The organism is Marinobacter oulmenensis, from assembly GCF_014201735.1.
GTDB classification, from domain to species: domain Bacteria; phylum Pseudomonadota; class Gammaproteobacteria; order Pseudomonadales; family Oleiphilaceae; genus Marinobacter; species Marinobacter oulmenensis.
The window spans coordinates 83,978-96,743 of record NZ_JACHFE010000004.1; the positions used below are offsets into that span (position 1 = coordinate 83,978).

14 protein-coding genes are annotated in these 12,766 nt (G+C 60.1%); all 14 read right to left on the reverse strand.

Annotated elements, in window-relative coordinates; all coding sequences use genetic code 11:
- Positions 1–3: 3 nt before the first annotated feature.
- A complete protein-coding gene (gene fliP / locus HNR38_RS08715; protein ID WP_246362573.1) occupies positions 4–780 on the reverse strand; it encodes a flagellar type III secretion system pore protein FliP in 777 nt (258 codons plus the stop codon).
- A gap of 3 nt (positions 781–783) precedes the next feature.
- Positions 784–1,227 carry a flagellar biosynthetic protein FliO gene (gene fliO, locus HNR38_RS08720; protein WP_183702369.1) on the reverse strand — a complete coding sequence of 148 codons (444 nt, stop codon included), beginning with the start codon at positions 1,225–1,227 and terminating at the stop codon, positions 784–786.
- 1 nt (position 1,228) lies between these two features.
- Entirely contained in the window at positions 1,229–1,729 is a 501-nt protein-coding gene (fliN, locus tag HNR38_RS08725; protein ID WP_183702372.1) for a flagellar motor switch protein FliN, read from the reverse strand.
- Positions 1,722–2,720, reverse strand: a complete 999-nt coding sequence (gene fliM / locus HNR38_RS08730; protein WP_183702375.1) for a flagellar motor switch protein FliM — start codon at positions 2,718–2,720, stop codon at positions 1,722–1,724. The genes fliN and fliM overlap by 8 nt, the downstream gene beginning before the upstream one ends.
- A 39-nt stretch (positions 2,721–2,759) precedes the next feature.
- Positions 2,760–3,257: a flagellar basal body-associated FliL family protein gene (locus HNR38_RS08735; RefSeq protein ID WP_183702378.1), complete on the reverse strand. Its 498-nt coding sequence runs from the start codon at positions 3,255–3,257 to the stop codon at positions 2,760–2,762.
- A 202-nt stretch (positions 3,258–3,459) separates the two neighbouring features.
- The gene (locus HNR38_RS08740) at positions 3,460–4,740 is read right to left on the reverse strand and encodes a flagellar hook-length control protein FliK (RefSeq protein WP_183702381.1); all 1,281 of its coding nucleotides are present in this window, start codon (positions 4,738–4,740) and stop codon (positions 3,460–3,462) included.
- Between the two features lie 86 nt (positions 4,741–4,826).
- Positions 4,827–5,171, reverse strand: coding sequence for an Hpt domain-containing protein (locus tag HNR38_RS08745; protein WP_183702384.1), 345 nt, complete (start codon positions 5,169–5,171; stop codon positions 4,827–4,829).
- Positions 5,164–6,951 carry an ATP-binding SpoIIE family protein phosphatase gene (locus HNR38_RS08750; RefSeq protein ID WP_183702387.1) on the reverse strand — a complete coding sequence of 596 codons (1,788 nt, stop codon included), beginning with the start codon at positions 6,949–6,951 and terminating at the stop codon, positions 5,164–5,166. Before HNR38_RS08750 ends, HNR38_RS08745 begins: the two co-directional genes overlap by 8 nt.
- The gene (locus tag HNR38_RS08755) at positions 6,896–7,201 is read right to left on the reverse strand and encodes an STAS domain-containing protein (RefSeq protein WP_183702390.1); all 306 of its coding nucleotides are present in this window, start codon (positions 7,199–7,201) and stop codon (positions 6,896–6,898) included. The genes HNR38_RS08750 and HNR38_RS08755 overlap by 56 nt, the downstream gene beginning before the upstream one ends.
- 117 nt (positions 7,202–7,318) lie before the next feature.
- Positions 7,319–7,762, reverse strand: coding sequence for a flagellar export protein FliJ (fliJ, locus tag HNR38_RS08760; protein ID WP_183702393.1), 444 nt, complete (start codon positions 7,760–7,762; stop codon positions 7,319–7,321).
- Complete coding sequence (gene fliI / locus HNR38_RS08765; RefSeq protein WP_183702396.1) at positions 7,762–9,153, reverse strand: flagellar protein export ATPase FliI; 1,392 nt, start codon at positions 9,151–9,153, stop codon at positions 7,762–7,764. Before fliI ends, fliJ begins: the two co-directional genes overlap by 1 nt.
- Positions 9,134–10,018: a flagellar assembly protein FliH gene (locus tag HNR38_RS08770; RefSeq protein ID WP_183702399.1), complete on the reverse strand. Its 885-nt coding sequence runs from the start codon at positions 10,016–10,018 to the stop codon at positions 9,134–9,136. The genes fliI and HNR38_RS08770 overlap by 20 nt, the downstream gene beginning before the upstream one ends.
- Positions 10,018–11,061: a flagellar motor switch protein FliG gene (gene fliG, locus HNR38_RS08775; RefSeq protein WP_183702402.1), complete on the reverse strand. Its 1,044-nt coding sequence runs from the start codon at positions 11,059–11,061 to the stop codon at positions 10,018–10,020. Before fliG ends, HNR38_RS08770 begins: the two co-directional genes overlap by 1 nt.
- Positions 11,054–12,760: a flagellar basal-body MS-ring/collar protein FliF gene (gene fliF, locus HNR38_RS08780; protein WP_183702405.1), complete on the reverse strand. Its 1,707-nt coding sequence runs from the start codon at positions 12,758–12,760 to the stop codon at positions 11,054–11,056. Before fliF ends, fliG begins: the two co-directional genes overlap by 8 nt.
- Positions 12,761–12,766 lie beyond the last annotated feature (6 nt).

A 12,766-nucleotide genomic window follows, 5' to 3' on the forward strand; every position in this document is an offset into this window, starting at 1 on the left:
CTCCTATATTCCGTAACTGGCGGCCAGGGTCCCCATGATCAGGGACCAGCCATCCACCAGCACAAACAGCATGATCTTGAACGGCAGCGAGATGATGATGGGTGACAGCATCATCATCCCCATGGCCATCAGCACGCTGGCCACGACCATGTCGATGATCAGGAACGGGATGAACAGGATAAAACCGATCTGGAACGCGGTTTTCAGCTCACTGGTCACAAAGGCCGGCATCAGCACCCAGAAAGACACGTCTTCCGGCGTTTCGTACTGGACATCAATGATCCGCATGAACAGGGCCAGGTCGTCTTCGCGGGTCTGCTCAAGCATAAAACGACGAAACGGCTGGCTCGCCAGTTCCACGGCCTCCAGCGAGGTGACCTCTTCCTGCATATACGGTTGCAGGGCCACTTCGTTTGCCTCTTCCAGAACCGGTTTCATGATAAAAATACTGAGAAACAGGGCCAGGCCCAGCAGGATCTGGTTGGATGGGGTCGACTGCAGGCCAATCGCCTGACGCAGGATGGCGAACACCACGATGATGCGGGTGAACGACGTCATCATCATCAGCATGGCCGGCAGGAACGTCAGCGCCGTCATCAGCGCCAGAATCTGCAGCGTTACCGAGTACTCCTGAGCGCCCTCCCCTTCACCGGGGGTCACGGTGAAAGCCGGAATACCGGGAATGCCGGATGGGTCCTGGGCCAGCGCCAGCGATGGGAAGATCAGCCCGGCAAGCACGATCAGCGACGGCATCAGTTTCTTCAGGGTTGAAACGCGCATGACCTAGTCGTTCCTTGTCGACGGGTTCCAGGATTTTCCGATCATACCCTGCAACCGCCGGGCAAAATCACTGGAACCGGCGCTGTTGGCGTCCACGACCGGCTCCTCGAAAACGTGCAGGGTCCGGATAGCGGAAGGCGTGATGCCCAGCAGAATCTGCTGGCCCCCGACCTCGACCAGAGCGATCCTCTCCCGGGCACCAATGGCCAGCACCGACACGATCCGGATGGCATTGTTGTTGACACCTGTCATGCCATTCATCCGGCGGATCAACCAGGCGCAGCCATAGATGACGGCAACAACCGCCACCAGACCCGCTCCCAGGCTCAGTATCGTCCCGAGCGTATCCGGCGCCCTGGCGGAGTCTGCTCCAGCCGGCCCGACCGTCTCCTGGGCCATGACCGGGGCAGCAATCAGCACACTGGCTGTCAGCAGCAACCGGACCATGCTATTTCTGCAGCCGTTTAATGCGTTCCCCCGGACTGATGACATCAGTCAGCCGGATACCGAACTTCTCGTTCACCATCACCACCTCGCCATGGGCGATCAGGGTGCCGTTGACCAGCACATCCAGGGGTTCGCCGGCCAGACGGTCCAGTTCAATGACCGAGCCCTGGTTCAGTTGCAGCAGGTTGCGGATCGGGATCTGGGTGTTGCCGACTTCCATGGAGATGGTCACCGGGATATCCAGGATGACGTCCAGGTCCGGGGACTCGATACCGGTCGCGGCTCCCCCGTCATGACCGAATTCTTCCATCGGCGCAGCGCGGACGTCCTTGCCGGGTTCCTCTTCTGTCCCATCCTGGCCTTCCGCTTCGGCCATGGCCTGGGCCCACTCGTCATCCATGGAACCATCATCGCCGGATTCCTGCATGGCAGATTCCCATTCGGCCGCGAGTTTCTCGTCTTCGCTGAGTTCCTGATCGTCTTTCTTGTCGTCGTCAGCCATGGTGTCCCACCTTCAGTTGTTTCTTCACCTTGGGCAATTTGGCCCGTTCATGGATCCTGAGCGCCAGCTTGCCATCCCGGGTGCCCAGCGAGCCTTTATAGATTGGTATGCCATTGGCGGTAATGGTCAGATGTTCCGGAATCTCGACCGGAATCACATCGCCTTCCTTGAATTTCGCCACATCCCGGAGCGACACACGCCGTCGGCAGACGTCTGCATTCACCGGCACGTAGACGTCCTTTATGTCTTCCTGGAGCGCGCTGACCCAGCGTTCATCCACATCATCAATATCACTCTGGACACCGGCATCCAGAACGTCACGGATCGGCTCAATCATCGAATACGGCAGGGCAAAATGCAGTTCACCACCACCGCCATCGAGTTCAATATGGAACGTGCTGACCACCACCACTTCGCTGGGGCTGACGATGTTGGCCATGGCCGGGTTAACCTCGGAGCTCAGATACTCAAACTCAACCTTGAGCACCGCATGCCAGGCTTCACGCATGTCGTGGAACACCTGATCCAGCACCATCTGGACAATCCGGGTTTCCGTCGGCGTGAATTCCCGCCCTTCGATCTTGGCGTGCCGGCCCTCACCGCCGAAAAAGTTGTCCACCAGCTTGAACACCAGTTTGGCATCGAGCACGAACAGTGACGTACCGCGCAACGGCCGGACTTTGCAGAGATTGAGACTGGTGGGCACATAGAGCGTGTGCACGTATTCACCGAATTTCATGATCTGCACGCCACCGGTGGAAACATCGGCATTACGACGCAGCAGGTTGAAAAGGCTGATGCGAGTGTAGCGGGCAAAACGCTCGTTAATCATCTCCAGGGTGGGCATACGCCCGCGGACGATCCGGTCCTGGCTGGCGAGGTCGTAGTTTTTTACGCCAGTGTCATCGGTTTCCTCATAGGTATCGATGTCGCCATCATCCACACCATGGAGGAGCGCATCGATTTCATCCTGTGACAGTAAGTCCTGCATAACTGGTCCTGCCCTGCTGTGATTACCCGGCCGGGGTCATCATTGCACTACAAAGTTTCTCAGCAGAACCCGGATGATCGCGGGTTCCCCTTCCTGCTCCAGCACCTGGTTGACCTTCTCGAGCATGCGCTGAGCCAGAGCCTGGCGCCCTTCGGGCGTCTGTAATTCAGTGAAGTCGCTGTTACCCAGTACCATGACCAGTTGACTGCGGATCAGGGGCATGTGCAGGTCCACCGCGGCGAGCGCCTCCGGATCTTTCGCTTCGAAGGACAGGTACACCTGGGCAAAACGCTGTCGGCCCTGCGCCTGAATCGTCGTCACCAGGGCATCTTCAAGATCGGTATAAGTACTGGCAATAAACTCCGGCTCAGCGTCCGCTTCAGTGCTTTCGTCCCCCGTTATGCTGCCACCCAGAAACCAGAGTGTCCCAGCGACTGACAGCCCGATAGCCAGCAGAATGATGACTATCAGCATGATGATCAGCTTCAGTTTGCCCTTTTTGGCAGGTGCTTCCTCAGGTGTGTTGTTTTCCGCCATGTTGTCCGCTTCGTCAGTTTTCCGTCACCCTGACGGATCAGGGGGCTCTTTCCGTGTTGGAAGCAAAGGGCGGGCCAATAGCCCCTTCCCTCCGACTCAGGGTCGCAGTTTAGCGTTGCCGGAGGGGATGGGCAAAGGTCCTGTCCATTCAGGTCACAATCTCCTGACTGTCAGGAGATATCAGGCAGTCCCGGGCAGGATCTCAGGCGAAGGTGTCGACCTGACCGTTCCAGGTGAGATCCAGTTGCTGAACCGGTGCGGGGTCGTCCATGTCACCGTCATCAGACCCGGCGAGCGTGCCGCTGCTGCCGGCGGAACCACCTTCGGCGGTTCCTTCATCCCCGGTACCCGCCTGCTGCCCGGCCTGATCCGAGACATCGAACTGTCCCAGGGACAGCCCCTGCTCACTCAGCATGTCCCGAAGCCGGTGGGAGTGGTTCTCCAACTGTTCACGGACAATGGGGTTTGCGGCATGTACGGTCACACTGGCCTGGTCATTGTGAACCTTTACTTTCACTTCCATAGGGCCCATGTCGGGTGGCGTCAGATGGATTTCGGCCACCGACATATTGCGGGCCGTCAACCAGCTCAGCTTGCCCATCACCTTGTCGCCCCATTCGGCCTGACCGACCGGCACATCCACGGAGGTGGCGTAGCTGCGCAGGGGCACAGAAGCCTCCGGATTCAGCTTGCCAGGCTGGGCGGCCTGCTGGGCTGCCTGATCAAGACTGCCCTGGAACCGGGAAGAAGCCAGAAGTGTTGTGGGGTCCACCGGTCGTGAACTGTCGTGACTGACATTGGCAGACAGCAGGTCTGTCAGTTGTGCCCCCGGAGGCAGCCCCTTGCCGCTTCCGGCGTCCGCCTGAAGGCCCGCAAGCAAACCGCTCTGACCGGAAGGCATACCCGGCCTGATCAGGTTGCCGGTCGTTGCCATGACAGCACCGGCATTACCCGTCACTCCTGCAGCAGCACTGCCAGCGGCCGCCGCCTGGGTACCGGAAGGCATTAAGAGGGATTGAAGCGCTGCGAAGGTCAACGGCGCGGCCTCCTCATCGGCTCCCTTCCCGGCCGAAGCTGCCTGGGAATCTTCCCTCACCTCATCCGAAGAAGCAGAGGTATGGGCGGTTTCCCGAGTGGTGGAATCCTTGTCTGTTTTTTCCGAAGCCCCTTGGGCTTCCTTATCCTTGCCCTGGTCGCTGTCGCTTACCCTGCGATTATCATCATTATCAGATGCTGCAGCCTGATCGGATTGTTCCCGGCGACTGGCCTCGTCTTTTTCCCGGGCCCGGGCGTCTTCTTCCCGACGGTCTGCCTGTTTCTGTTCATGCTTTTTCTGTTCCAGGCGTTGCTGCTCAGCACGGGAGACTTCGTCAAAGCGACTCTCGCTGGCACCAGCATCACGGCCATGGCTGGACGAGCGCGCGCTCTGGGAATCCTGAGGCGCACCGGAAGCAGGTGTCTGGGGGAGAATGGTCTGTGGCATGGCAACCTCTTGCCGCTATTATCTCGGAAATACCCGAAAGGGTAGCTTTACCGGATAAAAGCAAAAGCCATACCAGCGGAAATAAATCAGATGCCAAACGCCTGTAACCGGCGGATCACCTCCTCAAACTCGGCTTCCAGGCGGGCCAACACGGACGCTGCCGGCGCCAGGTCGCCGCTTTTACCCAACTGTTCAGCCTCCTGGCACAAGGCACCGAGCCTCGGAGCGCCGATATTGATGCAACTGCCTTTGAAGCTGTGGGCAGTTCGCGCGAACGCATCGGCATCGCCGCCCGCCAGGGCCTGACCAAGGCTCGACAGGCGTGACCGGGAATCCGCCAGATAGGTACGGATCAGGACACCAAATTCATCCTCCATGACGTCCTGGAGTTCGGCGAGGGCCTCGTCGTCTAGATGGGGCTGGTCATTCATCTGGCATCCTCGGGGCGGCCTGCGGCTCCCAGTCGTAAGTTATTTCCACGCGATTGCCCGACCCATGCACTGTCATTTGCGAAGTCATGCGTCGCAGCAGTTCCAGCCCCCTACCGGCATAGGGTGTATCCAGGGAACCGGCAACACCGGTTACTTTCTCAGAATAGGCTGAAAAATCAAAGCCCTGACCGGAATCTTCACAGACAATCCGCAGACGGCCACCGGTGGCCCCGGGTTCATGATTCAGGGAAAACCGGATGAAATGTCCATCTGTCTCCTGCAGGCGCCGCTGCCGCTCCCGATAATAGAGCCCGAAACCGCGAGAGGAACTCTTCCACTCCGAGGACAGGCTCAGGATTCCATGTTCGAGAGCGTTGTTGTAGAGCTCCGACAGCAGGGTGTAAACCTCACCGCTCCGGCGACGCAACCCCGGCACTTCCATGCAGATATGCAACAACAACGGCAGCGGATTGAACGATGCCAGACTGGCACCCCGGAGTTCATACTCGAAGTGCCAGTCGGTCGGGCCGGAGTCATGCCCGTTTGACTGCCCATCCGCCAGCAACGTGGATGGATTGGCCTCCAGAATCTCGAGGCAGCATACCGTCAGGTCATCGGCAGGCTCCGGCTGACCGGTAAACTGCTGGATCCGCTCCATCAAAGCATCAAACGGGTCCTCGGCCGGGTTCAGGCGCGCCAGAATCTCACGCACACCCTCCTCGCCAAAGCGCTGGCCCTGGCCGTCGCTGAGCTCGGAAAAGCCATCGGTCATTAACAACAACTGATCCCCGGGACGGGTTTCAAATACCGCCATGGATACGGCAAACCGCTCCGAATCGAGAATGCCAAGAGGCAGATGCCGTGAGGGAATCGCCACCCTGTCACCGCTGGTACGGACCAGCCAGCCATCCGGCAAGCCGCCATTCCAGGTTCGAACCACGCCGTGACGGAAATCAGCCTCAATCATGGCGCCACAACAGAACATACCGGCCGGCAGGATACGTCGGAGCTTGCTGTTCATTTCCCGAAGGATGTCGGCCGCCCCAAACCCCTGCCCGGCCATGCCGTAAAAAATCTCCGCTACCGGCATCGCGCCAATGGCCGCCGGCAGTCCATGGCCGGTGAAATCCCCCAGAAAAACCAGCGTGCCGCCCCCGGGACGGTTGGCGGCAAACAGAACATCGCCATTGAACACCGATAGGGGGGAGGCGTGATACCGGATATTGGGAGCGTCCAGGCAACCGGCATTGGCAACGTTATCGAACACGCGCCGGGCGGTCTTCTGTTCGGCCAGCATCCGCTCATTCTGGAGCCGCACCTGATCCATCTGCACGGTGAGCGCACGATGCAGTGCCCTGAGACGCTCCAGGGCCTTGATCTTGGCCTCGAGAATAACCCGGTTAAACGGTTTCAGAAGGAAATCATCGCCGCCGGCCTCCAGGCACCGGGCCAGCTCGACCGGGTCTGACAGGGAGGTCAGGAAAATCACCGGTACCATGCGCTCACCGGCAATGCCCTTCATCTGACGCGCAGCCTCGATGCCATCCAGCCGTGGCATCAGCGCATCCAGAAAAACGATGTCGGGCTCGCGCTCAGAAAAAAGATCTACAGCCGCCAGCCCATCCGACGCTTCTGTGACACGATGCCCGAGACGCTCCAGAAGCACGCGGAGCATCATGCGATCGCTGTCATTATCTTCAGCGATCAGGACATCAAGCCCGGCGTCAGCGGATGCTGAAGAGCTGTTCGAAGTTGGATATGGAGAGGATGCGACGGACATCGCTGTTGCAGTTCTCGATGGAAATACTGGCCTGGTCACCGCCGGCATGGTCTCTGAGCAACAGCAGCATGCCCAGCGCGGAACTGTCGAGGTAGGTGGTATCGGACAGGTCCACCACATACCGGACGATGGCCTCATCACCGTGTTCATAGGCGTCACGGAAGGCCTGGTGGGTACTGAAATCAAACCGACCATCCACACGGATAACCAGTGTCTGTCCGTCGTCCCTGCGATGTGCCTCTATCGACATTGCCAGACCTCCCGAATGATTCCGTCAACCCTACACGGTCCACTCATAGGGATCCGTCGGGGTATCTGAACAAGGATAGACAAACTGACAGAATTTGCACCCGCGCTGGTCGGCGCCTCAACGCTGACGCCGGGCAAAGGCCCGCCCGGCTGCCTCGTCCGCCATCTTCTGCTCCCGCAGATCCTGCTCACGCTGTTCCTGCTGACGACAGGTTTCAATGTATTTTTCCATCCCCCGACGGCGTTCCCAGGCCTGCTGCCATTCCCGGCGGCGCTGTTCAAACTGCTGTTCGGCCTGTTTCAGTTGCTGCTGCTGGGCCGCAATCACCTGATCCAGCTGCGCAATGAATGCCTGCCAGGCCTGCAGGCGAGTCACAGGCACCACTCCCTGCTGACTGGCCCGGATCTGGTTGCGGTACTCCTGCTGGTAGTTCTCCAGGTTCTCAACCTGCTCCCGATGAGAGTCAACCTGCTGACGGGCTTCGCCCATTCGGTCAAGCGCCTCCTGTTCCTTGCGCTCCTCCAGCGCCAGCACCGGTTGCAATCGTTGCGATCGGAGCATCAGCCGTTACCACCCTGCCCCTGATTGCCCTGGGGCGGTGTTTTCCGTCTGTCCGGCGACCGCCTCTCGGGAATAACGGACATCAACTGTTCAATACTGTCTGTCAGTGGCGCGCTCTCATTCAGCCCCTGCTGGAGAAACTGGCGCATGTTGCCTATATGCTGGATGGCAAAATCGGTTTCCGGATCGGAACCTTTGACGTAGGCCCCAACACTGATCAGGTCCCGGGCCTGCTGATAACGTGAATAGACCTGTTTGAACCGCTGGGCTCGGGACATGTGCTCGGGATCAGTAACCTGCGGCATGACACGGCTGATGGAAGCCTCCACATCGATGGCGGGGTAATGTCCTTCTTCCGCCAGGCGGCGAGACAGTACGATGTGGCCGTCCAGGATCGCCCGGGCCGCGTCGGCAATGGGATCCTGCTGATCATCGCCTTCGGTCAGCACGGTGTAAAATGCGGTGATGGAACCACCACCCGGCCGGCCATTGCCGGTTCTTTCCACCAGTTGGGGCAGCTTGGCAAACACCGAGGGCGGATAGCCCTTGGTGGCCGGCGGCTCCCCCACAGCCAGCGCGATTTCCCGCTGGGCCTGGGCATAGCGGGTCAACGAGTCCATCAGCAGCAGCACCCGTTTGCCCTGATCCCGGTAGTATTCGGCAATACGCGTGGTCAACATGGCGGCGCGCAGACGCATCAGGGGGGAATCATCCGCAGGGGCGGCCACGACCACCGATCGGGCCAGGCCCTGCTCGCCCAGGATGTCCTCGATGAATTCCTTGACCTCCCGGCCCCGCTCGCCGATCAGGCCGACAACGGTAATATCCGCGTCGGTAAATCGGGTCATCATGCCCAGCAGCATACTCTTACCCACGCCACTGCCGGCAAACAGGCCCAGCCGCTGGCCCTGACCCACGGTGAGCAGGGAATTGATGGCACGAATGCCGACATCCATGGACTGACGCACCGGCGCCCGGTCCAGCGGGTTGATGATATCGCCATTGAGGTGGACACGGGCCTCAGCCTGGAGCGGACCCTTGCCATCCAGTGGATCGCCGGTGCCATTGACCACACGGCCCAGCATCTGGGGCCCGACCGGGACCCGACTGGTGGCGGACAAGGGGATCACTCGGGCCCCCGGCCTCAGACCCTCAATGGCTGTCAGGGGCATCAGGTAGACCCGATCCTCCTCAAAACCGACCACCTCTGCCTCGACGCTGCCGGTGGCCTGGCCCTGGATCATGCAGCGGTCACCCACCACCATGGGACAACCCACACATTCCAGTGTGAGCCCGACCATGCGGGTCAGCCGCCCGGACAGTTCCGGCTCGGGTTCAGCGGGGATTGCGCTCTGCAGCTCTTTCAGCCGATCAGCCAGACGGGAGGTCATTGTCGTCCTCCGAAGCCTGGGGACCGGTCGAGTCCGGCTCCATCGCGGACCCGGACAGCACATCGCGATGGAAATCCGTCAACTCACCCATGGCCAGATCGGTGTCTGCCGTATCCACGTCCACACCGTCACCCAACTGTTCTTCCAGCATCCCCTGCACGGCGCGCTGGAAACGTTTCTCGACGGTGTAGTCAACCAGACTGTGCCCCGACTCTACCCGACAGCCGCCGGGCATCAGGCTTTCGTCTTCAATCAGGCGGGGCTCCGTCTCCAGGCGTTCCGCCACTTCCCGGACCGGTTCGATGTCATCCGGATGGATGTGAATACGCAGATTGGTTGCGGTGGATGGCAGTACGGACAGTGCCTGACGCACCACCTGCCGGATCTGGGAGGAATCAAGGGACAGCTCACGGTAGACCACGGAACGGGCAAGGGCCGTGGTCAGGTTCACCAGTACGGTCTCAATCTCTTCTTCATGGCGCTTGATGGGCAGGACCAACTCACCCAACAGATGCTCCAGCCGGTCCATGCTGGCCGACACCTGCTGCCGGGTCTGCTCAAGCGCCTGCTGGCGCCCCTGCTCGCGACCTTCGGCTTCGCCAGTTGCATGGCCTTCGGTGTGGCCGTCCTTGCGGCCCTGCTCGAATCCTTCCTGATAGCCCGCCTTGCGGCCCTCGGCATGACCATCGTCATGGGCGGCCTTGCGGATATCTTCGAGTTCGCCCGCCGTCACCGGCCGGACGTCCTTCTCCTCGACCTCATTGCCCTGCTCATCAAGCAGGGGCAGTTCCCAGCGTTCCCAGGCGGTCATCTGCTCCTTGGGGCGACTGGCGCTGCGGCTCTTGTCCTGATCGGTGTCTTTCATCACAGCATTTCTTCACCGGCACCACCCAGGGATATTTCACCCGCCTCGGCCATGCGCCGGGCAATGGTGATGATATCCTTCTGGGCCGCTTCCACTTCGCTGACCTTGACCGGCCCCTTCGCTTCCAGATCGTCCTGAAGCAGTTCCGCCGCCCGCTTGGACATGTTCTTGAAGATTTTCTCCTGAACCGCGTCGTCGGCGCCTTTAAGGGCAACCACCAGTACTTCGGAAGACACTTCGCGAAGCAGGGCCTGAATGCCCCGGTCATCCACATCCCGCAGGTTATCGAAGACAAACATCAGGTCCTCGATGGTGGATGCCAGGTCCGGATCCATATCCTTGATGGAATCCATCAGGCTGCCTTCAACCCCGCGGTCCATGAAGTTCATGATATCCGCCGCGCGTTTGACACCACCGATGCGGCTGGTCTGCGCAGCCGAGCCACCAGAGAACTGTTTTTCAAGGATGGAGTTGAGTTCCTGCAGCGCCTGGGGCTGGATACTCTCAAGTGAAGCCACACGCATCATCACGTCCAGGCGGACCTTCTCATCCAGGGTCGCCAGAATTTCGGCGGCCTGATCCGGATCCAGATAGGAGATGACGATCGCCTGGATCTGCGGGTGCTCATAGCGGATGATGTCCCCTACGGCCCGGGGCTCCATCCATTTCAGGGTGTCCAGACCGGTGGTGTTGCCGCCGATGAGGATCCGGTCAATCAGACTGGTAGCCTTGTCGTCCCCGAGCGCCTGGGTGAGCATGGCGCGGATGTAATCGTCATTGCCGACACCAAGGCCGGTCTGCCCGCCCACAGCATCAACGAACTGGTTCAGGACGAAGTTGACCTCATCCTTGCTGATGTCCTGCATCTGGGCCATGGCCACGCCGACACGCTGGACTTCCTTCGGGCCCATGTGCTTGAGCACTTCGGCAGCATCAGCCTCGCCCAGGGACATCAGCAGGATGGCGGCCTGCTCGACCCGGGGAATCTTGCGTTTAGGCTTTTGCGGGGCATCGCCCGCATTCTGGCCGTTTTCATCAGTCATCGACGTTCACCCACTGACGCATGACCTGAGCGACCCTGGCGGGGTCTTCGGCAATCAGGCCTTTGAGAGCATTCAGTTGCCTATCATAACTGTCGCCGGCCCCCGGCAAAAGCAGATCATCCTGGGAAGACATGGCATCCCTGAGTGCAGAACCGCCCTCAATCTCATCCAGACCACCATAACCACCCTCTTCGCCTTCATCACGGCCGCGACCGCCACCAGAAAGACTCTTGAGGGTTGGCCTCAGAAGACCGAGCACCAGGATCAGGATCACCAGGCCGGCCAGTACCTGTTTCATCAGGTCCCAGAACCAGGGTTGCTCCCAGAACGCCGGCGCTTCATATTCCACTGCCTCTTCCGGGGCAAACGCCGTATTCATCACGGTGACACTGTCACCCCGGGCGGCCGAGTAGCCTACCGCATCCCGAACCAGCATGCCCAGGCGCTGCAACTCGGCTTCTGGCCATGGCTCGTAACTGACTTCCCCGGTCTCCGGATCCACAACTTTCATGTCATCCACTGCCAGAGCGACCGTGACCCGCTTGATTGCGCCCAGCTCCTTGCGAATATAGCTGACAGTGCGATCGAGCTCGTAATTACGGGTGGCTTCCCGGCGGACATTCACAGGCTGCGCATTTTCAGCACCATCTTCGCCGTTATTGTTGCCCTGGCCGGTCTGCTCCGGCACCTGGGTCTGGCCCGGCGGCTGGTTGGACAAGGCGCCTGGCACACCAGCGAGTGCCCCCTGCGCCTGCTGTTCTGTCAGTTCGCGTTCACTACGGACCGCCTGCTGGTCCGGGTTGAACAGTTCCTCGGCGCGCTCCACTGCAGAAAAGTCCAAGTCGGCAGTCACTTCGGCGCGGAAACGGCCATCACCGACGATCGGGGAAACCAGGGAAGCCACACGACGGGTCAGACGCTCTTCCACCCTGTCGGTGTACTCGTACTGATCCTGCATACGCTCGGTTTCGCCCTTGTTCTCCTTTCCGGTCAGCAGGTTGCCGTTCTGATCAACCACGGTGACGTGCTCGCGGTTCATCATGGGAATACTGCCGGCGACCAGATTCACGATGGCGCGAATCTGCTCATCACCGGGACGGGAACCCCCGAAGAGTTCCAGGAAAACAGACGCGCTGGGTTCACGGGCGTCGCGGACAAATACGGACCTTTCGGGAATCGCCAGGTGTACCCGGGCATTGTTGACGCCGCGCATGGCCCCGATGGTCCGGGCAAGCTCCCCTTCCAGACCTCGCCGGTAGGTCACCGTCTCCATGAACTGGGATGTACCAAGGCCACGTTCCTGATCCAGCAACTCATAGCCCATGGTTTTCTGGTCTGTTACTCCCTGGGCAGCAAGCTTAAGGCGTGCGTCGTATACCTGATCCGATGGCACCAGCAAAGCACCGGTACGCGGATCCATTTTGTATTCGATGCCATTGCTCTCCAGGATGCTGGACACTTCCTGGGGATTGTAGTTGGACAGATCGCCCACCACCGGCCGGTAATTGGGTTCCTGCGCCCAGAGCACCACGGCCACGCCCAGAGCCACACTGGCAGCCAGCCCCACCATCAGACCGATCTGGCGCAGCAGGTTCAGCCGGTTAAAGCCAAGCATCAGCTTGTTGCCGCCCTCCGGGGCGTCATTGCCCTGGGTGGTGGCCATATCAGAGCCGGTGGTTTCTGCAGGTACACTTGCCATGCTGCT

Bases quoted from the DNA above. Each gene is read 5' to 3' on its own strand.
- fliP (WP_246362573.1), bottom strand. From the start codon at position 780: ATGCGCGTTTCAACCCTGAAGAAACTGATGCCGTCGCTGATCGTGCTT.
- fliO (WP_183702369.1), bottom strand. From the start codon at position 1,227: ATGGTCCGGTTGCTGCTGACAGCCAGTGTGCTGATTGCTGCCCCGGTC.
- fliN (WP_183702372.1), bottom strand. From the start codon at position 1,729: ATGGCTGACGACGACAAGAAAGACGATCAGGAACTCAGCGAAGACGAG.
- fliM (WP_183702375.1), bottom strand. From the start codon at position 2,720: ATGCAGGACTTACTGTCACAGGATGAAATCGATGCGCTCCTCCATGGT.
- HNR38_RS08735 (WP_183702378.1), bottom strand. From the start codon at position 3,257: ATGGCGGAAAACAACACACCTGAGGAAGCACCTGCCAAAAAGGGCAAA.
- HNR38_RS08740 (WP_183702381.1), bottom strand. From the start codon at position 4,740: ATGCCACAGACCATTCTCCCCCAGACACCTGCTTCCGGTGCGCCTCAG.
- HNR38_RS08745 (WP_183702384.1), bottom strand. From the start codon at position 5,171: ATGAATGACCAGCCCCATCTAGACGACGAGGCCCTCGCCGAACTCCAG.
- HNR38_RS08750 (WP_183702387.1), bottom strand. From the start codon at position 6,951: ATGTCCGTCGCATCCTCTCCATATCCAACTTCGAACAGCTCTTCAGCA.
- HNR38_RS08755 (WP_183702390.1), bottom strand. From the start codon at position 7,201: ATGTCGATAGAGGCACATCGCAGGGACGACGGACAGACACTGGTTATC.
- fliJ (WP_183702393.1), bottom strand. From the start codon at position 7,762: ATGCTCCGATCGCAACGATTGCAACCGGTGCTGGCGCTGGAGGAGCGC.
- fliI (WP_183702396.1), bottom strand. From the start codon at position 9,153: ATGACCTCCCGTCTGGCTGATCGGCTGAAAGAGCTGCAGAGCGCAATC.
- HNR38_RS08770 (WP_183702399.1), bottom strand. From the start codon at position 10,018: ATGAAAGACACCGATCAGGACAAGAGCCGCAGCGCCAGTCGCCCCAAG.
- fliG (WP_183702402.1), bottom strand. From the start codon at position 11,061: ATGACTGATGAAAACGGCCAGAATGCGGGCGATGCCCCGCAAAAGCCT.
- fliF (WP_183702405.1), bottom strand. From the start codon at position 12,760: ATGGCAAGTGTACCTGCAGAAACCACCGGCTCTGATATGGCCACCACC.